This is a genomic window from Oricola sp., assembly GCF_022763245.1.
In the GTDB taxonomy this organism is placed as follows: Bacteria; Pseudomonadota; Alphaproteobacteria; order Rhizobiales; family Rhizobiaceae; genus Oricola.
Genome location: NZ_JALEGV010000040.1, coordinates 143,888 through 163,329, shown reverse-complemented (window position 1 = coordinate 163,329; position 19,442 = coordinate 143,888). Strand labels below are relative to the sequence as shown.

Genomic DNA, 19,442 nt, shown 5'->3' with positions numbered 1-19,442 from the left:
TTTCGCACGAAATATGCCATTTCCGTAATGTGTATTTGACATTGCCGCGTGTCTGGCGAAACTCGCTCGTGACGCCGCGCGGCCGCGCGGCTCTCAAGGGAGGAACCTATGAGACTTCGGGTATTCGACTTCGGAAAGGTGTCGGCGCTGCGCAGCCAGGCCGTCTATCACGGCATTGCCGAGACGATAACGGCGGACAGCGATCCCGTGTTGTGCCTGGTGTCGCCCGAGACGCCCTATGTCTGCATCGGGATGCACCAGGAGATCGCCAAGGAAGTCGACGAGGACTACTGCAAGGCGCAGAACCTGCCGGTCTATCGCAGGCATGTCGGCGGCGGGGCGGTCTATCTCGACGAGAACCAGCTCTTCACCCACTTCATCTATCCGAGCGGCAAGGCGCCGGAATTCGCCGCCAATCTCTACCCGATGTTCATCGAGCCGGTCGTGCGGACGTACAACCAGCTCGGCGTGCAAGCGGCGTATCGGCCGATCAACGACATCCAGGTGAATGGCCGAAAGATCGGTGGAACCGGAGCCGCGTCGATCGGCGAGGCGACGTTGATGGTCGGCAGCTTCATGTATGATTTCGACACCGAGACGATGGCTCGCTGCCTGAAGGTGCCGAGCGAGAAGTTCCGCGACAAGCTGCGCCAGACGCTGGACGACTACATGACGACCATGGCGAAGGAACTGCCGGAGGCGCCGGCGCGCGACACGCTGAAGGCGATGTTCCTCGCCAATTGCGCGGAGGTGCTGAAGGTCGAGCCGGTCGAGGATCAGCCGACGGCCGAGGAGCTTGCGGCGATCGACAAGGCAGAGGCCTCGCTGAGCGACCCGTCATGGACCTACATGCAGGGGCGCAAGTTGGTCGAGATGGGGGTGAAGATCTCAGAGGGCACGCATCTGACCGAGAGCGCGCACAAGGCGCCCGGTGGGCTCATCCGAGTGCACCTTTTGGCGCGCGACAAGACGGTCGAGGATCTGATGATCTCGGGCGATTTCACCTGCCTGCCGCCAGACGGCATCGACCGGCTTGCCGGCGCATTGGCGGGGGTCGCCGTCGATCAGGAGCAATTGGCGCAGGCCGCCGATGAAGCGATGAAGCGCCTCGGCGTCGAAATGCCCGGCGTCGCCGGCGCGGACATCGCCACCGCGATCGTATCGGCGGCGCATCCGTCGATCTGATCGCCATGCGGACAGTTTGCGTCATGCAGCATACCGAGGCCGAATATCTCGGCCTCATGGAGGACCATCTCGAGGGGCGCAATGTGCGTTTCCTCTATCAGCGCCCGTTCGCCTCAGGCGGGACAGTCCCCGCGAGCCCGGAGGGGTTTGACGGGCTGATCCTGCTGGGCGGCGGGCCGTATGGCATGGTGAGCGGCCATCTGCTGCCCTCCATGGGGCCGGAGATGCGCCTGACGAAGGGGTTTCTCGATGCCGGTCTGCCCGTGGTCGGGCTGGGCCTCGGCGCGGTCATCCTGGCGGTTGCGGCGGGCGGCGGCGCGGAAGAGGCGCCGCTGCGTTTCGAGGTGCCGATCGCGCATGCCGTCCGTGCCGGGTTGCTCGGCGGCCATATGCCGGATCAGTTCCCCTTGGCCTGCTATCTGCGTGATCGGCCGGTTCTGCCGGCGGATGCGGAGGTCCTGGCGCGCGACGGGCAGGGCGAGCCGCTGGTGTTTTCGCTTCGGGGGAATTGCCTCGGCTTTCTCGGACACCCAGGAATGAAGCGCGGCATGGCCGAGGACGTGATCATGGAATTCTCCGAAACGCCCGACAACACCGTGGAGGCGCTGCAAGCGCTCGGCGAGGCCCAGCAAGCGGTGGCCGGCGCGCTCTCGACCTTGATGGTCGGCATTGTCCGCCACGCCGGCCTCATGTGACCGCCTTTCGTTCCGCGACGAAATCGCGTTTGCATATTCCATTTTTGACATGTATCATTTTTGGCATGCGATCCATGCTGTAACGAACCGCAAAGAGTTCGGAGGCGCTCGCGACCACAGGGAGAGAGACATGGCGGACAAGCTCATTATCGTCATGGTGAATACCGATCCGAGAAACGGTGAGGAATTGGGCGCACCGTTTTTCCAGGCCACCGTCGCGGCGGCGATGGACTACGAGGTCGAGGTCATCTGCACCGCCACCGCCGGCCAGTTGATGAAGAAGGGCGTCGCCGAGAAGCTCGTCGTCAAGCCGGGCTCGCCGAAGACCGTCTACGACTTCATCAAGGACGCGCATGAGGCGGGCGCGAAGTTCTTCTGCTGCTCGCCCAATCTCGACCTGTTCGACATGACGGAAGACGACCTCATTCCCGAATGCGAGGGCATCGTCGGGGGTGCGAAGGTGATCGAGGAGATCATGGAGAATGACGACGCAAAGGTGCTGACCTACTAGGCCACCACCGAGCGGGCAAACGGTTGACTGGAGGAGACTTTGACCGCACACGCCCAGATCAGCGACCCGATCTCCGAAGCGCCCGCCGTGCCGCGGGAGAAGCTGGAGGAGATCTTCGACGACATTCGCAGCCATGCCGTCTATGACCATGAAATTCATGGATGTTTGAACTGCGGCATCTGCACCGCGACCTGCCCGTCGGCCCATTATTACGACTATTCGCCGCGCGAGATCGTCCAGCTTCTGTGGACAGAAAATCTCGAGGGCATCTACGACGCCATGCAGGAGAAGATCTGGGCCTGCGCCCAGTGCTACACCTGCGCCGCGCGCTGCCCGTTCGAGAACTCTCCGGGCGGGCTCGTGATGATCATGCGCGAAGTGGCGATCAAGCATGAGATGGAGTCGGCCAAGGAAGTGCTGCGGCCGTTCAGCCGCGTCCTCCTGAAGGTGATTTCGACCGGCAACCAGCTCGCTCCTAACATGATCACCAAGGAGGCGTTCCCGGACTGGGGCCCGAACGTGGCCAAGGTCGACGCGCCGCTCAACATCCTGCGCAAGGCCATTCCGATGCCGACCATGCACACGCTAGACACGGCCTGGGAGGTCAATCTGAAAACCTCCGTCGAGCTCTACACGATCTGGGAGGCCACAGGCGTTCTCGACCAGTTGGAAACCGTCGACGAGAACCTCTTCGACGTGGTGTCCGACGTGATGGATGAGAAGCGCGAGGAGTGGGAGGAGTGGCTCGAGGACAATGAAGACGACGACGAGGACGATGACGACTGAGGCGGGGTAACCGTCTCGCCAACGATGCCGGAGGAGTGAAGGCATGGCAAACGAACAGGACATCGGGAAGGGCGCCTATGGCGGCTTTGGCGCCGACTGGCAGGCCAGCAAGCTGACGCCTGAGGAGGCGCGCCGCGCCACGGATTGGGTCGAGACCAGGATCGACAAGCGGGCGCTGCTGACGTCGAAAGAGCGCAAGGAAGACGTGCGCGACATCATGTGGCAGCTCGAGAAGGACGGGGAAATCCTCGTCCACCGGGTGGGCGACCACAACGATCCCGTCATCGCCAAGACGCTCTATGGCTGGGACAAGAAGATCCCGACCAACAATCTGTGGCATCACAAATCCTGCGGCCAGTGCGGCAACATCCCGGGCTATCCGAGTTCGGTCCTCTGGCTGATGAACAAGCTCGACGTCGCCTATCTCGACGAGACCGATCAGACCTCGTGCACGGCCTGGAACTATCACGGCTCCGGCATCGGCAACGTCGTGTCGCTGGCCGCCGTGTTTCTGCGCAATTTCCACCAGGCCTATGTCTCGGCCAAGTCGCAGGGGCTGCCCGAAGGCACCTACTACCCGCTCGTCCACTGCGGAACGTCGTTCGGAAACTACAAGGAAATCAGAGGCTTCCTTCTGCATTCTGCAGAGCTGCGTGAAGAAGTGCGCAAGATCCTCGCCAAGCTCGGCCGCCTCGTCGACGGCAAGCTGCTGATCCCCGAAGAGATCGTCCATTACTCCGAGTGGCTGCATGTCGTGCGCGACCGGATCAAGGAGCACCAGACGGTCGACGTCAGCGGCATCCGCTCGACGGTGCATCCGGCCTGCCACGTCTACAAGATGGTTCCGGAAGACGTGATCTATGACGACACGGTTCTGGACGGAAACCGGGTCGCGGTGACCACCGGCCTGCTCGAGACGCTCGGCGCGAACGTGATCGACTATTCGACCTGGTACGATTGCTGCGGCTTCGGCTTCCGCCACATCATCGGCGAGCGCGAATTCACCCGCTCTTTCGCCATCGACCGCAAGGTGCGTGTCGCGGTCGAGGAAGCCCGCGCCGACGTGATGATCGGTCACGACACCGGCTGCATCACCACGCTCGACAAGAACCAGTGGATCGGCAAGGCCGTCGACAAGGTCTATGCGCTGCCGATCATGGCCGATTGCCAGTTCGCTGCGCTGGCCTGCGGCGCGCACCCCTACAAGCTGGCCCAGCTGCACTGGCACGCATCGCCCTTCGAGACGCTGCTGGAGAAGATGGGCATCGACTGGGAGAAGGCGAAGGCGGAATTCGAAAGCTATCTCGACGAGGTCAAGGCCGGCCGCATCGAGACGCTTTACGACCCGAAGCGCGCCATCACGTCAGGCCCCGGCTACGTCAAACCGAAAGCTCTTGCGGGAGGCGCTGAATGAGCAAGCCCGTTCTCATCGTCGGCGGTGGCCCCGCCGGCCTGTCGGCCGCGCATGCGGTGGCGTCCGCCGGTCAGAAGGTGGTCCTGGTCGAAAAGGAGGATCGTCTCGGCGGCGCGCCGATCCTGTCTGGCTATGCCCGGCTGGTGCCGAGCCATGAATGGGCCAAGGACGCGATCGGCGGAATGGTGACGCGCGTCGAGAACCGTGAAAACGTGGACATCCGCCTGGGCGCCTCCGTCGATACGTTCGCCGGCAATCCGGGCGACTTCGTCGCGACCTTGAAGGACGGAACGACCGTCGAGGCGGACGCTGCGATCCTCGCGACCGGGTTCACCCATTTCGACAGCGTCAACAAGCCGGAATGGGGGTTCGGCACCTATCCCGACGTCGTCACCACGACCCAGGTGGAACAGATGCTGTCCTCGGGCGCAGGGGTGAAATGCCCGTCGGACGGGCGTGCGCCGGACCGCGTCGCGATTCTCCTCTGCGTCGGCTCGCGCGACCGCCAGATCGGCCGCGAATGGTGCTCCAAGATTTGCTGCACGGTCTCGGCCAACATCGCCATGGAAATCCGCGAGGCGCTGCCGAACTGCAACGTCTACATCTACTACATGGATATCCGCACCTTCGGCCTCTACGAGGGCGAATATTATTGGGGCAGCCAGGAAGAGTACAAGGTCAAGTACATCAAGGCCCGCATCGCCGAGGTGACGTCCGACGGCAAGCGCCTGCTGGTGAAGGGCGAGGACACGCTGGTCAAGCGGCCGATCTCGATCCCCTTCGACATGGTCGTGCATGCGATCGGCATGGACCCGAATGTCGACAACATGACCCTGTCGGCGGTCTTCGACGTCAAGCTGAACAAATACGGCTACATCGACAAGGCCTCGACCTACGCGCATCTGGCCGAGACCAACCGGCCGGGTGTGTTCGTCGCCGGATCGGCGTCCGGGCCGGAAACGATCGACGACTCCATCGCCCAGGGACAAGCCGCGGCCATGGCGGCGTTGAACATGCCGCGCAACCGGGTCATGGAGGCCGCCGAATAATGTTCGGCCTGGCGCGCAAGCCGGCCGCGGCGCCCGAACCGAAAGGCCCGGTCTTGGACCTCTCCGGTCCGCGGCTGCGCCGGGCGCTGGAGCACCTGATCGAGTCGGCGGAAGCGACCGGCGGCGTGGAGCGCTATGTCGGCGCGCTGGCGCTCAAGGCGTCGCTGTTCGAGGAAGTGCTCGGCAAGGGCCGTGTCGCCGAGATGACCGAGCAGGAGTTCCTCGATCTCGCCGCCTTCATCACGCCGGTGCGCCGTCGCGTCGGGCCGTGGCTTGGCGCGAACGGGTTCGAGCGCCTGCACAAGCGGATCGTCGACCTGCTGGACGGGTGGTCGGATGTCGATACGGCCGACCGGCGGCTGCGCGATTTCGTGATGGCTTTCCCGGCCGATCGCGAGCATCGCTGGGTGCGCGATCTGGGGGCTGAGATCCTGCACTTCGTCGCGCCCGATCGTTATCCGCTGATGACGCGCTGGGTCTGGGACCGCCGTGTCGGCACGGGCGCGCTGCGCGAAATCTGGTTCGCCGACGATGTCGATCTCGCGCGTATCGAGGTTGAGGACGACTACCGGACCTTCGCCAAGCTCGGCGATGAACTCGACGGTTTCCTGAAGGAGAACGGCGTCTTCCGCGACCTGTCGTTCTATGCAGACCTGCTGCTCGCCCATGTCTATGCCGCCTACATCAACGATCGCGGCGGTCAGTATCTGCGTTCCGATTTCTCCAGCACCGGCGATCCGATGGCGCATACGCGCCGCATGCTCGGCCTCGACGCCGTGGACACCGAAACCGGCCGCACGCGCCTGAAGCTGATCGACGGCACCGCACATGTGCTGGGCGAACAGCCGCGGATTCCACATACGGAGGCATCCTGATGCCGATTCACGAGAAGTCCCTGATCCGGCCGGAGAACCTCGTCGAGCACGAGGAACTTGTCATCGACGGCGTCGACGTGTCGGGCCACTGGTCGACCTTCATCGAGACCCGGGCCGTCAGCGACTACAATGAGGAGATGCAGGAAGAAATCGCAGCGCTCGGCGGCGGCGAGAACATCCACCGTTGCTGGCAATGCGGCTCCTGCACCAATGCCTGCACGGTCAACGCCATCAATCCGGATTTCAATCCGCGCTACTGGATCTACCTGATCCGCATGGGGATGGAATCGGAACTGCTGCGCGACAAGGACATCATCTGGCAGTGCGTGTCCTGCAACAAATGCACCTATGCCTGCCCGCGCGACGTCAACCCGGAAGGGGTGATGAAGGCGACCGCCCATTGGCTCGAACTGAAGGGTCACACCGAGAAGAAGCCCTCGATGATCTTCGACGAGGCCTTTTCCCATCAGGTCTTCGAGACCGGCAAGATCGAGGACGGCCTGGTCCTGCGCCAGTTCTTCAAGGGCACCAACCAGCCGCTGACGCAGCCCTGGCTGGTGGCCCTGGTAAAGGGGCTCATGCGGAAGTTCCCGGTCCTCTACATGGTCCGACTCGGGCTGGCGACGGTGTTTCGCCCGAAGACGAGCGGTTGGGGCAGGGCGCGCGACGCGATCAACGCCTATGTCGAGGAAGTCGAACAATCCAACCGCAAGGCGCTCGGTCTCGACGCGAAGGGAGCGGAACAATGACCGGCAAGTATCAGAAGGTCGCCTATTACCCCGGTTGCGCGCTGGAAGGCACGGGCCATGCCTACAACCGCTCCACCAAGGCGGTCGGCAAGAAGCTCGGTCTCGATCTGGTCGAGCTGAAGAACTGGAACTGCTGCGGCGCGATGGAGGTCAAGAACATCGACCCGAAGCTGCAGACCTATCTGTCGGCGCGCAACCTCTCGATCGCCGACGACATGGGCTTCGACACCGTGATGGCGCCCTGCAATGGCTGCTACCACAATCTGAAGAAGGCCGAATACGATCTCGCCAATGACGAGCCGTCGCGCGAGGTCAACGAGCGGCTGAGCAGCAAGGCCGGCCACGCGACCTATGAAAGCGGCAAGGTGGAGACGATCCACGCGCTCGACTGGATCAAGCATTCCATCGGTGAGGAAGGCATCCGCCAGCGCGTGAAGAACTCGCTGAAGGGCCTGAAGGTCGCCAACTACTATGGCTGCATGTACACGAGGCCGCGCCACATCTTCCCCGAAAAGGACAAGGGGCCGGGCACCGAATCCACATCGAAGCCGCATTTCATGGACGAGATCCTGGCGGCCGCCGGCGCGGAGAATGTCGATTACCCGCTCAAGACCGCCTGCTGCGGCGGCGCGCATGCGCTGTCGGACAGCGACACCTCGACCAAGCTGGTGCTCAATCTTCTCACCACGGCCGAGGCCTGCGGCGCCGACGTGATCGCGACCGAATGCCCGACCTGTCACACCGGGCTGGAGATGCACCAGGTCCGCGCCGAGAAGGTGCTCGGCCGCAAGACGAGCGTGAAGATCCTCTATTTCACCCAGCTTCTCGGCATGGCGCTCGGCTTGAAGCCCAAGGCCGTCGGCGTGCAGGAAAACTTCTCCGACGCCATGCCGCTGATCAGGGAAAAGGGGCTGGCATGAGCGGCGCAGCGCTTCTCTCGATCGACGATGTGCAGCAGCGGGCCGACGCGATTGTCGCGATGACCGATGACGCGCTGTCGCGCGATGCGACGGCGCTCGCCGATGAGCTTCTCGAACTGGGCGAGGCGGTGCTGCTCGCCTGGCTGGCGTCGAAGGGCAGGGCACCGGCGGACGGCGAGGTCGAGGGGTTCCGGCTCCTCGCGCTGCATCGCCAGGGCGCGAAGGGCGATCCGAGCTTCAACGCCTGCCGCGAAACCTGCCGCGAAGTCGTCTATCACCGAAACCTGATCCTGCACGATCCGGCATCGCCGGATGTCGCGCGCACTCTTCGTCTTGGCGCGATGGTCGTGGCGCATCTCGCGCTGTTCATCGGCGGCAAGCTGCAGGAAGCCGGCCTGGGCGAATTCTGCTGTTCGTCGCGACCGGTCCGTCAGCCCGAAACGCTCAATCCAATCGCCGAATCGGCGTAACCGCAAAAGGAGGCACGACATGCCCGTTGTTCGTGGCTGTGAACTTCCCGACGATCTGCTCTACGACGTCGGCAACAATCTCTGGTATCGCGACAATGGCGACGGAACCCTGACCGTCGGCATGACGATGATCGCGATCGGCATGGCCGGCCAGCTCGTCGCCTTCACCGCCAAGAAGGCGGGCAAGACGATCAAGGAAGGCAAGTCCGTCGCGACGGTGGAATCCGGCAAATGGGTCGGCCCCGCCAAGATCGGTTTCGAGGCCGAGATCATCGAGGCCAACGAGGAACTGGCCGGCAATCCGTCGCTCGCAAATTCCGACACTTACGGGGCGGGCTGGATGGTGAAGGTCAGGCCGACCGACCCGGGCGCCGCCGCATCGCTGACCCCTGGCTCGGACGTGGCCGGACCCTACGAGGCCAAGATGGCCGCCGATGAATTCGAGGGCTGCGCAGCGGCTTGAACATGGCCGGCCGTCCTGCCGGGGAGAAACGAAAATGAGCAGTGAAACCAACGCCAAGTCGATGTCGATGATCGTGACCAAGGGCACGCTCGACTGGGCCTATCCGCCCTTCATCCTGGCGACGACCGCCGCCGCGATGGGGCTGGAAGTGACGATGTTCTTCACCTTCTACGGCCTCGGCCTTCTGAAGAAGGATCTGAACCTGAAGATCTCGACGCTGGGCAATCCGGCCATGGAAATGCCGATGATGGGCATGCACATGGCGATGCCGAACATCGTCTCGGCGCTGCCCGGCGTCGACGGCATGGCGACCGGCATGATGAAGAACCTGATCAAGAAGAAGGGTGTCGCCTCCATCGAGGATCTGCGCGAACTTGCCGTGGAAGCGGACGTCAACATGATCGCCTGCCAGATGACCATGGACCTGTTCGAATACAAGCGCGAGGACATGATCGACGGCCCGTCGCTCGGCGGCGCGGCGACCTATATCGAAGTCGCGTCGAAGACCGACATCAACCTCTACATCTGAATGATTGGCGGGGCGGGAAAGTCCGTTCCGCCGATGCCATCGGCTTGACCCGGACAATCGAAAAGACCAAATCAACAGGCTAAAGGGCGATCGCCCGCAAAGGAGGAAAAATGGCCGACCAGGTTCTCGACGCAAAAGGGCTGAACTGCCCGTTGCCCATTCTGCGCGCGAAGAAGGCGCTCAAGGAAGTGCCGACCGGCGGGACGCTGGAAGTGCAGGCGACCGATCCGGGTTCGGTGAAGGATTTCGAGGCCTTCTGCCGTTCGACGGGCAATGAACTGCTCGAATCGCGCCAGGAGGGCGGAACCTACGTCTTCCTGATCAAGAACCTGAACTAGGGCCTGCCGGTCTCAGCTGCAGAATTCGTCATAGAGCGCGCGGATGATTCTGCGCGTTCTGTCGTCCGCGAGCATGTAGACGATCGACCGTCCCTCGCGCCGGCAATCGACCAGCCCGTCTTCGCGCAGGCGCGCAAGTTGCTTGGACACGGCGGCCTGGGGCAATTCGAGCATGCTCTCCAGTTCGCCGACGCTGATCGGGCCCTCGGCAAGACGGCAGAGGATCACGAGCCGCGCCGGATGCGCGAGCGACTTCAGATATTGCGTCGTCAGCGCCGCATTCTCCAGCATCTGGCCGGAGACGGCCTGTTCCTGCGCGTCCGCTTGCATGGCGATAGTGTCCGCTGAACTCATGTTTCTGCTGCCGTGAATCTTCCATATTATCTAGCACGCGGCCGGCGGAACGCAAGGCGCGCGCCTCGAAGCGCCGCCATGCCGACGGATTGATCGGGTGCCCCAGGGGCAGCGGGTGTCTTCGATTGCTCCACCCGGTCAATCCCGCTAAGGAGCCCCCATCCGGGAGCACTTCCTTCATGATCGACCATACCCTTCTGGCCATCACACTGGGCAGTTTCGCGGCGTCTTTTGTCAATGCGGCGTTCGCGACCGGCGGCGTCTACATCATGCTGCTGGTCAGTGTCTGGGTGCTGCCCATCTCGGCCGCCGTGCCGCTGCAATCGGCCTTCGCGGCGGTCTCGCTCGTGGCGCGGATCGGCTATTTCTGGCAGCACATTCAGTGGCGCATCGTCGGCCTGTTTGTCTTCGGTTGCCTGTTCGGCGTCTATTTCGGAACGCGCGCCTTCGCCGAACTGCCCGAGGCGACGATCTCGGTCCTGCTCGGCTGCGTGCTGCTCGTCCTGATCTGGATGCCGAAATGGAAGCGCCCGCTGCCGATCAGGCATCCGTTCTTCTTCATCGGCATCGCGCACAGTTTTCTCGGCGCGCTGTTCGGCGTCGGTGGCGTCCTGCAGCCCTTCATCCTGCGCACCGGACTGCTGAAACTGCAGATCACCGGAACGCTCGCTGCCTGCCTGATCATGCTCGATGCGATGAAGGTGACCGGCTATGTCAGCCACGGCTTCAGCTATTTCGACTACGTGCCGCACATCGTGATGGCCTCGGTGGCGGGCTTTGCTGGCACCTGGACCGGCCGGCACGTCACGCACCACGTGTCCGAGGAACTGTTCCGCAAGCTGTTCCGCATCCTGGTGTCGCTGATCGCGGTCCGGCTGATCTACAAGGGCTGGACCATGTGATCCGGCCCGGCACGTCAGCCGCGTCCGATCGCTCTTCCCAGGACGTCGGCAGCGTCAAGGTCCGCGCCGCAGGCGGCGACGAAACGGTCGGGGCGCAGCAGGATCAGGCTGGCGTCCCACGCGGTCGTGCCGTCCGTCGCCGGCATCTCGACCACGTTGAGCGGAATGCCCAGCCGATCGGCTTCGGAGCGGAAGGCAGCAACGGCGTCGGCCTGATCGCCCACCGTCACCAGGTTGAAGCCCGAACCGAGCCGCTCCGTCACGTCGTCCTTGGGCGGCAGCAGAAAGCCGGGCCGCGCGCTGTGAAGGTGCGCGCCCACCGCGCTTGAGGATCCCGTCCCGCCGGTGACGACGGGAGAGCCCGCATAGTTCGGGCAATAGTGGTCCACGTCGCGCTTGGTCAGTTCCGCGCGCCTTGCCCATTCCGCCTCGAAGGCCGCCCTGTCCGTGTCCGGAGTGAACTGCGCCACGAAATCCCGATCGCTTTCGATCATGCGCACGATGAAGTCGTCGGCGGTGGAGGTGAAGACGGGCTGGCGTTCCGTCGAATAGCTGTCGAGCAGGGCTTCCGTTCCATAGCCCTTCAGCCTGGCTTCCAGCTTCCAGGCCAGGTTGCGCACGTCCTCGAAGCCGTTGTTGACGCCGTAGCCGCCATAGGGCGGGTGGCTGTGCGCCGCGTCGCCGGCGATGAAGATCCGGTCGTTTCGATAGGTGTCGGCGATGGCGATCCGCAGGTCCCAGAATCCGAGATATTCCGTCTCGAACGCGATCTCCTGGCCGATCGCCTTCGCCAGATGAGCCCCGAGGTCGATCGTCTCGACGGTGGAATCCTCCGGCACGGTCGTGTGAAAGAACCATGTGCCGAGTTCCACGCGTCCGAAGAACTGCCAGTAGCCTTCCTTCTCCGGGCTGAGCACGTTGAAATAGGACTTGCCGGGATAGCGCTCGAGCAGGGTGTTCAGTTCGTCGGAGCGGAACACCGCCAGCACCATGCGGCGGAAATGCGATTTCAGCGACTGCGGCAGCTTCGCGCTCTCGCGCACCATGGACCGCGCGCCGTCGCACCCGATGACATATTCGGCCCGCAGTTCCCTGGTGCCGTCCGTGCCGTTGGCCACCTGCAGCACGACGCCGTCGCCCGCGTCACGGATCGCTTCGACCGTGTCGCCATAGCGCGTCTCGACATTGTCCAGCATCGCGACCCGCTCGCGCAGCGTCCCCTCCAGATCGTACTGGGGAAGCCGCAGATTGTCGGCGGCGTAGAAACTGCGCACGTCGCTGCGGATCAGCCAGTCGTAATGATACTCGCCAAGCAGGGTGCCATAGGCGGTCAGGCCGCCGGTGCCGAACTGCGACGGAATGCGGACCGCCTGCTTCATGGCTTCGTATATGCCCCACGCCTGGAAATGCTCGCCGGTTCGCTGCGTGAGGTTCTGGCCCTTCGGAATCCGGTGGATGGTCTTGTATTTCTCGAGGACGACCACGTCGATCCCGCGCTGCCCGAGGTCGATGGCCAGTCCCAGCCCGACCGGTCCGCCGCCGACAATCGCCACTTGTGTCGTCTTCATCGTCATCCCCGCTTTTCGTTTCGCCGTTCAGATAGCCGCGTGAGGGGCGAAAGAACAGAGACCGGCGGATGAAAATGGGAGGTCATGCAGGGCAGGGCATCGTGGCCGCCGGCAGATGCCTTACCGTGCCGCGTCGGCGCCGGCGTCGCCGCGAGCGCCATGCGGCAACACGAACACCTGGCCCGGCGCCGGCGGGCGGTTCACCGACAGGGGACAGTCATAGACAGCCCGGAGATTTCCATCGGTCAGCACCGCCTCGGGCTTGCCCTCCGCATGGACTGCGCCGTTCCTGAGCAGCACGACGTGATCGGCATACATCGCCGTCAGGTTCAGATCGTGCAGGATGGCCAGCACGCCGCCGCCCCGCTGCGCGAAGTCGCGCGCGACCTCCATGATCTGGATCTGGTGGCGGATGTCGAGGCTCGACACCGGCTCGTCGAGGAACAGGTACCGCGCCATGTCGTCGACCACGGGCGACCAGACCTGGCACAGCACGCGGGCCAATTGCACGCGCTGCTGTTCTCCGCCGGACAGCTCCTGGTACATGCGTCCCTCGAAACCCGACAGGTCCACCCGGTCGAGCGCCGCCGGGACGATCGATGAACCGGCGTCGGTCGCTCCTTCGCGTAGGCCGAGCCGCACGATTTCACGCACGGTGAACGGGAAGGAGAGCGTCGAGTGCTGCGGCAGCACGCCACGCATCGCGGCGAGGTCGCCGGGCCTGGCGCGCGCGATTTCGCGACCGTGCAGATGGGCGCTGCCTGCATAGTCCAGGTCGCCGGAGAGCGCACGCATCAGCGTCGTCTTGCCGGAGCCGTTCGGGCCGATCACGACGACGAGTTCGCCGGGTCTGGCCCGTAGATCGACGCCGGACAGGATGCGATGTCGGCCGAGCCAGACTTCGAGCTTTTCAGCGATGAGCATGGGACGGCCTAGAGATCGAGGATGCCGCGCTTGCGCAGCAGGATCCACAGGAAGAACGGGGCGCCGGCGAGCGCGGTGACGATGCCGATCGGCAATTCGGCAGGCGCGACGATCTGGCGGGCGATCGCGTCGGCGAACAGCAGCAGGATCGCGCCGAGCAGGGCGGAAGCCGGCAGGAGGTAGCGGTGGTCGGGGCCGATCACGAGGCGCAGCAGATGCGGCACCACGATGCCGACAAAGCCGATACCGCCCGAAACCGCGACCGACGCGCCGGTCGCGGCCGCGACGCAGACGATGGAGATCATCTTGATGCGCTGCGGATCGGTGCCGAGGTGACGCGCCGCGCCTTCGCCGAGGGCGAGCGTGTTCAACTGCCGGGCGATCAGCATCGTGCCGGCCAGGGCGGGCAGGATCAGCGGCGCGGCCATCAGGTTGCGCGTCCATGTCGCTCCGGCGAGCGAGCCGAGGCCCCAGAAGGTGAGATCCCGCAATTGCTGGTCGTCGGCATGGAAAATCAGCACGCCGGTCACCGCCATGGCGAGCGCGGCGAGCGCGATTCCGGCGAGAAGCATCGTCGCGACGGATGTCTGGCCGCGCCGGGTGGCGACGCGGTAGAGGAGCAGCGTGATCGCCAGCCCGCCGAGAAACGCGCCGGTCGGGATCGCATAGAGGCCGAGCAGGGCGGAAACCGGGGCGAGCGCGGTCGCGCCGAGAACGATGAAGCTCACGGCGCCCAGGCTGGCGCCGGCCGTGACGCCGACGATGCCGGGATCGGCCAGCGGGTTCCTGAACAGCCCCTGCATCACCGCGCCGGACACGGCCAGCGACGCGCCGATCAGCACGCCGAGAACGGCGCGGGGCAGGCGGATGTCGAACACGATGATCCGGTCGCTCAGCTGCAAAGTGCCGGTGTGCAGCCCCGCAGCTTCAAGGAAGACCTGCCATGCCGAGGCGTCCGACGCTCCGGAGGCAAGGCTGAAGAAGAACGAGAGGACCAGCAGCGCCGCAAGGACGGCGATGCTCGTCCGGGCAAGCGCCGACCGGTCGCCGTCGCTGCGGCGACCGGCCTGGACCGTGGACAGGACGTCAGCGAAGGTCATTGCCGTAGAGCGCCTTGGCCAGATCGAGCGCGGCATCGGCGGTGCGGGGACCGAAACCGAGGAGATATGATCCGTCCATCCGGATCAGGGCGCCGTCCTTTGCCGCCTGTGTCGCCGCCAGGGCGGGATGGCCGAGGACGGTGGCGCTGTCGGCGGCATGGCCACCGCCACGGTCCATCATCAGGATCGCGTCCGGATTGGCGGTGATGATCGCTTCGTCGGTCAGCTGTTTGTAGCCCTGGAAATCGAGGATAGCGTTCTGCGCGCCGGCGAGGGCGAGAATGCCGTCCGCGGCGGTCCCGGTTCCGGATGCGAGCACCCGGCCGTCCTGCATCGACAGGATGAACAGCACGCGCTTCTTCTCCGCGATAGTCCCGACGCTTTCGGCCAGCGCGTCCATCTGCGCGGCGATGTCGGCGCGCATCGCATCGCCCTTGGCATCGACGCCGAGCGCTTCGGCGACGACGCGAATGGCCTCGTCGATGCCTGCGGCGCTGAAGCCGCCCGGCACTTCGACATAGTCGACGCTGGCGGATTTCAGGACGTCGATCGCTTCGGTCGGTCCGCTGCCCTCATGCGCGAGGATGAGGTCCGGTTCGATCGACAGGACGCCCTCGGGCGCAAGTGCCCGCATGTAGCCGACATCCGGCAGTTCCCGCGCGGCCGCGGGGTAGGTGCTGGTGGAATCGCGCCCGATCAGCCGTCCGTCTTCTCCGAGGGCGTAGACGATCTCGGTGACGGCGCCGCCGATGGACAGGACGCGCTGCGATGACGGGTCGGCATGCGCACCGAAAATGGCGACGGCCGAAACGGCGAGGGATGCAAGAAGGGTCTTCATCGGGCGTCTCATGCTGCCACCGCCGAATCGTGACACGGCAGGCTTCGCACCAGATTGATCCAGTCCGGCCGGTTGGCCTGCGTCTCGCCGGGAATGCCGTTGATGAGCAGGATGCGGTTGCCGTCGGCGTCATAGGCTTCCACCGAGAGAACGTCGCCGTCCTTGCTCGGACGGCGGATGGCCCAGCATTCGCATATGGCCGTGGTGCGCAGATGCAGGTGGAAATCCGGATCCATGACATTCAGCCAGTCACCGGTGCGCTTGATGTTGACGACCGGTCCGGAATGGATCTGCAGGATGCCTGGATTGCGCACGAAGACCATCAGCGGCACGGCGCCGGCTGCGGCGCCCGTGAGCACCGTCTCCATCGCATCGTCGCCGACGCGCCAGGTGAATTCATCCCCCATCACGCGGATCGCCTGCAGGCGCTTGAAGCCGAGGCGCGCGATCATGCCTTGAAATTCGTGCGTGTCCTCGATCGCCGCCCAGCGCTGACGCAGTTCGGCAATCTGGTTGTCGTCCGGTTCGGGAACTGCCGCCCTCTGGGCCGGAGGCGCGAACCCGGGTACCGAAGCGTCGGCCGGCAGCCGCAAGTCGGTCACCAGCTTCTGCCAGGCGTCGAGGTCGCTCGATGCGCGGCAATGGATCTTGTGCACCGCGTCGCCATGCGCGTCGAAGAACTGAAGGCTGCGTTTGACAGTGTCGCCGGCAGGCTTCTCGACCGCGAAGGCATGCACCCAGTGCGCCTTGAAGAGGCGCAGGTCCATCACCTTGCCGAGGACCATCGGCACCCGCTCGCGGGACTGGTATTTGTCGTAGACGCCGATCTTTTCATGAACGGCATGTTCGTTGCGGCTGAGCGCCATCAGTTCGCCGATCTGTTCCAGGCGCGGGAAGATCAGGTCGAGGTCCGGTTGAAGCCGGGTGACGCCATGTCCTTCGAAGGCGGCGGTGAATTCGCCCTCCGAGATGCCAAGTTTGGCGGCGAGGTCGCGCTCGCGGGTCTTCGGGTCTGCCGCCTGGGCGGCGCGGATGTCTTCAAATGTCAGCGGAGTTGCGATCGTCATCGTCTGGGTCTCACTTGTTCAGGATCAGTTTGCCCTGACGCGTGATCTTCAATCGATAGATCGCGCCTTCATGCTCGATGCCGATTTCGGTCGAGCCTCTGAAAAGGTTGCTGCTTTCGTAGACGGTCTTTCCGTCAATGGTGGTTCTCTCAGCCTTGTCCATCGTTTCCGCGCCCAGCTTGTTGCTGTCTTGCTCCATCATCTTCGTCGATCTGTTGCGTGTTGCGTGCCTGGCTCGCTGCGGCGCTGGCTGGGCGAAAAAAGGTATCAAAATCAAACTTGACACCCGTCGTCATGTTTTCTATCGGATGCAATACATGACTGAATGTGTCAAGTTATAAAACGACCGTTCACGATGACCGCGCCAGCAAGCTATCGCCAGCCAGCCGACTTCCCGACATCCAAGGAGAAAAAAATGGGGCTGGTGGGACGCAAATCCGCGATTTTGGCGAGCAGCGTAGTGCTGTGCGCGACATGCATGGCGACGCCGATTCTGGCGCAGGACGCCGCAACAGGTGAGCCGACGCTTCTTCAGAAACTCATCCTGATCGGCCGTGGCGCGACCGTGGGTTCGCCGGCCGATGCGCCGACGGCGACGGAAACGACGGCCGAGGAAATCGAAGACAATCAGATCACGAGCCTCGAGGATCTCGGCAATACGACCGAGCCGGGTGTCAATGTCGGTTCGGAGGGTCACGGGATCAACATCCGCGGGCTCGAGGCCGACCGCGTCCTGACGACGATCGACGGCATTCCGATCAGCTACCTTTCCCTCGGTGTCCGCGACGACATCAATGCGGATGGCGGCATCGACACCTTCGATTTCTCGGCGCTCTCGGACGTCAACATCATGCGCGGTGCCGATTCGAGCCGTGCCGGTTCGGGCGCTCTGGGCGGCGCCTTGCTCCTGCGGACGCTGGAAGCCGCCGACCTGATCGAAGACGGCAAGAATTTCGGCGGCTTCGTCCGTACGGCCTATGACAGCAAGGACGAGTCGCTGAACGGAACGCTGGCGATCGCGGGCCGCTCCGGCGATACCTCGGTGTTGTTCCAGGGCGCCTATACTTACGGGCACGAGACGGACAACAAGGGCACCGTCGGCGGTGAAGGCAGCGTCCGTTCCTTGCCGAACCCGAAGGATTTCGACCAGTACAACATGATCTTCAAGCTCCGTCACGACATCGAGGGCGGTCACACCGTCGGTGTCACGGCAGAGCGCTACCACGAGGACAGCGACTCCATTCTCTACACCGACCTGAGTGCGACCTATGTCGAGCTCGACGGCAACAAGGAGAAGAAGCGCGACCGCATTTCGCTCGACTACAGCTACGAGGCGCCGGATCCGTCATCCAGCATTGTCGATCGTGCCGACCTGAAATTCTACTGGCAGGACCTGCTTTCGGTGTCCGGGCGTTGGGGCGAACGTGCGCCCAGCAACTCGGTGCCGGGTGCCTATGGGCGCGAAAACGAGATGAAGGAGCGGGCGTTCGGCGTGACCGGGTCTGCCGAGAACCGCTACGAAGCGGGGTCCACCTCCCACGACGTGACGGTTGGCGGCGCCTTCTCGTCGTCGAAATTCACCCAGTTCACCTATGGCGAGGATTCGTGCGACGAGATCTCGCCGCCGCCCTATAGCTGCGGCTTCCTTCACGCCAACGCACCCGACATGCCCAATGTCGATGCTCTGCGGCTGGGCGTGTTCGTCGATGACACGATCACCTTCGGCGGCGGACCGATCAGCCTGACGCCGGGCGTCCGGTTCGACTGGTACGACTATTCGCCGAAGGAAACGGACGGCTACGACGCCGATCTGCCGGAAGCGCGCAGCGACTACCAATTCTCGCCGAAGCTCCGCGCCGAATACGAGGTCGATCCCGCGCTCAACCTCTTCGCGCAGTGGTCGATGGGCTTCAAGTCGCCCAACGTCAACGAGCTCTACCTGACCTACGAAACCGATGGCGCCTATCGGACGATCGGCAATCCGGATCTCGAGCCGGAAACCAGCAACGGCTTCGAGATCGGCGCGACCTTCGGCGACGAGGCGCTCGGCGGCCGCGTCACGGCGTTCTACAACACCTACCGCAACTTCATCGACTCCCAGACCGTGATGGATGATCCGGTCAACTTCCCCTATGGCACGACCTATTACGAGAACCTGGATCGCGTCCGCATCTACGGTTTCGAGGCGGACGCGCACCGGAAGTTCGCCAACGGCTTCTCGGTGAGCGCCGCGGTCGCCTATGCCTATGGCGAGGACCGGGAAACCGGCGAACAGATCGACTCCATCGCGCCGATGAAGGGCATCCTCGGTCTCGGATACGAGGCCGAGAGCTGGGGGACCGATCTGCGCCTGATCGGCGTTGCGTCCGTCGACGAGGACTCCACCGCGTCGTTCAAGCCGGAAGGCTACGGGATCGTCAACCTGACCGGCTGGTGGGAACCCGCGCGTCTGGAAGGCCTGCGCATCGCGGGCGGCGTCTACAACCTCTTCGACGAGGAATACTACGACGCGGTCAAGTGGCGCGACGTCGACCTGACGTCTTCCTCGGCACAGCCCATGGCCTACTATTCGGAGCCGGGCCGGACCTTCAAGGTCTCGCTCACCCAGCGCTTCTGATCGATGCGCCTTGCGTGTCCGGCGAGCGATCGCCGGGCACCGGAAATCTCGAAAAACCGGCGCGCATTGGGTGGATTAAACTTGACTC

The 19,442-nt window shown here is 64.0% G+C and carries 22 protein-coding genes; 15 read left to right on the top strand and 7 right to left on the bottom strand.

Annotation, left to right across the window (positions count from 1 at the left end; genetic code table 11):
- Positions 1–108: 108 nt before the first annotated feature.
- The 13 genes from MRY80_RS18180 to MRY80_RS18120 all read left to right on the top strand — a co-directional run bounded on the left by MRY80_RS18180 (position 109) and on the right by MRY80_RS18120 (position 9,984).
- Entirely contained in the window at positions 109–1,185 is a 1,077-nt protein-coding gene (locus tag MRY80_RS18180; RefSeq protein ID WP_293292486.1) for a lipoate protein ligase C-terminal domain-containing protein, read from the top strand.
- Between the two features lie 23 nt (positions 1,186–1,208).
- Complete coding sequence (locus tag MRY80_RS18175) at positions 1,209–1,880, top strand: hypothetical protein (RefSeq protein ID WP_293292485.1); 672 nt, start codon at positions 1,209–1,211, stop codon at positions 1,878–1,880.
- A 130-nt stretch (positions 1,881–2,010) separates the two neighbouring features.
- The gene (locus MRY80_RS18170) at positions 2,011–2,391 is read left to right on the top strand and encodes a DsrE/DsrF/DrsH-like family protein (RefSeq protein ID WP_293292484.1); all 381 of its coding nucleotides are present in this window, start codon (positions 2,011–2,013) and stop codon (positions 2,389–2,391) included.
- A 39-nt stretch (positions 2,392–2,430) separates the two neighbouring features.
- Complete coding sequence (locus tag MRY80_RS18165; protein WP_293292483.1) at positions 2,431–3,177, top strand: 4Fe-4S dicluster domain-containing protein; 747 nt, start codon at positions 2,431–2,433, stop codon at positions 3,175–3,177.
- 43 nt (positions 3,178–3,220) lie between these two features.
- On the top strand, positions 3,221–4,591 hold the full coding sequence (locus tag MRY80_RS18160; protein WP_293292482.1) for a heterodisulfide reductase-related iron-sulfur binding cluster: 1,371 nt from the start codon (positions 3,221–3,223) through the stop codon (positions 4,589–4,591).
- A complete protein-coding gene (locus tag MRY80_RS18155) occupies positions 4,588–5,640 on the top strand; it encodes an FAD-dependent oxidoreductase (RefSeq protein WP_293292481.1) in 1,053 nt (350 codons plus the stop codon). Before MRY80_RS18160 ends, MRY80_RS18155 begins: the two co-directional genes overlap by 4 nt.
- Positions 5,640–6,515 carry a hypothetical protein gene (locus MRY80_RS18150; protein ID WP_293292480.1) on the top strand — a complete coding sequence of 292 codons (876 nt, stop codon included), beginning with the start codon at positions 5,640–5,642 and terminating at the stop codon, positions 6,513–6,515. Before MRY80_RS18155 ends, MRY80_RS18150 begins: the two co-directional genes overlap by 1 nt.
- Positions 6,515–7,264, top strand: a complete 750-nt coding sequence (locus MRY80_RS18145; protein ID WP_293292479.1) for a 4Fe-4S dicluster domain-containing protein — start codon at positions 6,515–6,517, stop codon at positions 7,262–7,264. Before MRY80_RS18150 ends, MRY80_RS18145 begins: the two co-directional genes overlap by 1 nt.
- The gene (locus MRY80_RS18140) at positions 7,261–8,184 is read left to right on the top strand and encodes a CoB--CoM heterodisulfide reductase iron-sulfur subunit B family protein (protein ID WP_293292478.1); all 924 of its coding nucleotides are present in this window, start codon (positions 7,261–7,263) and stop codon (positions 8,182–8,184) included. The genes MRY80_RS18145 and MRY80_RS18140 overlap by 4 nt, the downstream gene beginning before the upstream one ends.
- Complete coding sequence (locus MRY80_RS18135; RefSeq protein WP_293292477.1) at positions 8,181–8,654, top strand: hypothetical protein; 474 nt, start codon at positions 8,181–8,183, stop codon at positions 8,652–8,654. Before MRY80_RS18140 ends, MRY80_RS18135 begins: the two co-directional genes overlap by 4 nt.
- A gap of 19 nt (positions 8,655–8,673) precedes the next feature.
- Positions 8,674–9,117, top strand: a complete 444-nt coding sequence (locus MRY80_RS18130) for a glycine cleavage system protein H (protein ID WP_293292476.1) — start codon at positions 8,674–8,676, stop codon at positions 9,115–9,117.
- Between the two features lie 34 nt (positions 9,118–9,151).
- Positions 9,152–9,646: a DsrE/DsrF/DrsH-like family protein gene (locus MRY80_RS18125; protein WP_293292475.1), complete on the top strand. Its 495-nt coding sequence runs from the start codon at positions 9,152–9,154 to the stop codon at positions 9,644–9,646.
- A 110-nt stretch (positions 9,647–9,756) separates the two neighbouring features.
- Complete coding sequence (locus tag MRY80_RS18120; protein ID WP_293292474.1) at positions 9,757–9,984, top strand: sulfurtransferase TusA family protein; 228 nt, start codon at positions 9,757–9,759, stop codon at positions 9,982–9,984.
- A gap of 12 nt (positions 9,985–9,996) precedes the next feature.
- Here MRY80_RS18120 and MRY80_RS18115 read toward each other — a convergent pair whose 3' ends face one another.
- Positions 9,997–10,338 carry a metalloregulator ArsR/SmtB family transcription factor gene (locus MRY80_RS18115; RefSeq protein ID WP_293292473.1) on the bottom strand — a complete coding sequence of 114 codons (342 nt, stop codon included), beginning with the start codon at positions 10,336–10,338 and terminating at the stop codon, positions 9,997–9,999.
- A 179-nt stretch (positions 10,339–10,517) separates the two neighbouring features.
- Here MRY80_RS18115 and MRY80_RS18110 point away from each other — a divergent pair, with 179 nt between their 5' ends.
- Positions 10,518–11,240: a sulfite exporter TauE/SafE family protein gene (locus tag MRY80_RS18110; protein ID WP_293292472.1), complete on the top strand. Its 723-nt coding sequence runs from the start codon at positions 10,518–10,520 to the stop codon at positions 11,238–11,240.
- Between the two features lie 14 nt (positions 11,241–11,254).
- Here MRY80_RS18110 and MRY80_RS18105 read toward each other — a convergent pair whose 3' ends face one another.
- The 6 genes from MRY80_RS18105 to MRY80_RS18080 all read right to left on the bottom strand — a co-directional run bounded on the left by MRY80_RS18105 (position 11,255) and on the right by MRY80_RS18080 (position 16,900).
- On the bottom strand, positions 11,255–12,808 hold the full coding sequence (locus MRY80_RS18105) for an FAD-dependent monooxygenase (RefSeq protein ID WP_293292471.1): 1,554 nt from the start codon (positions 12,806–12,808) through the stop codon (positions 11,255–11,257).
- A gap of 120 nt (positions 12,809–12,928) precedes the next feature.
- Complete coding sequence (locus tag MRY80_RS18100) at positions 12,929–13,732, bottom strand: heme ABC transporter ATP-binding protein (RefSeq protein WP_293292470.1); 804 nt, start codon at positions 13,730–13,732, stop codon at positions 12,929–12,931.
- A gap of 8 nt (positions 13,733–13,740) precedes the next feature.
- Positions 13,741–14,832, bottom strand: a complete 1,092-nt coding sequence (locus MRY80_RS18095) for an iron ABC transporter permease (RefSeq protein WP_293292469.1) — start codon at positions 14,830–14,832, stop codon at positions 13,741–13,743.
- Positions 14,819–15,670: an ABC transporter substrate-binding protein gene (locus MRY80_RS18090; protein ID WP_293292468.1), complete on the bottom strand. Its 852-nt coding sequence runs from the start codon at positions 15,668–15,670 to the stop codon at positions 14,819–14,821. The genes MRY80_RS18095 and MRY80_RS18090 overlap by 14 nt, the downstream gene beginning before the upstream one ends.
- Before the next feature lie 8 nt (positions 15,671–15,678).
- Positions 15,679–16,737, bottom strand: a complete 1,059-nt coding sequence (locus tag MRY80_RS18085) for a ChuX/HutX family heme-like substrate-binding protein (protein WP_293292467.1) — start codon at positions 16,735–16,737, stop codon at positions 15,679–15,681.
- 10 nt (positions 16,738–16,747) lie between these two features.
- Positions 16,748–16,900: a hemin uptake protein HemP gene (locus tag MRY80_RS18080; protein WP_346433414.1), complete on the bottom strand. Its 153-nt coding sequence runs from the start codon at positions 16,898–16,900 to the stop codon at positions 16,748–16,750.
- A 315-nt stretch (positions 16,901–17,215) separates the two neighbouring features.
- On the opposite strand from MRY80_RS18080, the gene MRY80_RS18075 reads away from it, so the two are divergent.
- Positions 17,216–19,354, top strand: coding sequence for a TonB-dependent hemoglobin/transferrin/lactoferrin family receptor (locus tag MRY80_RS18075; RefSeq protein ID WP_293292464.1), 2,139 nt, complete (start codon positions 17,216–17,218; stop codon positions 19,352–19,354).
- Positions 19,355–19,442: the final 88 nt, after the last annotated feature.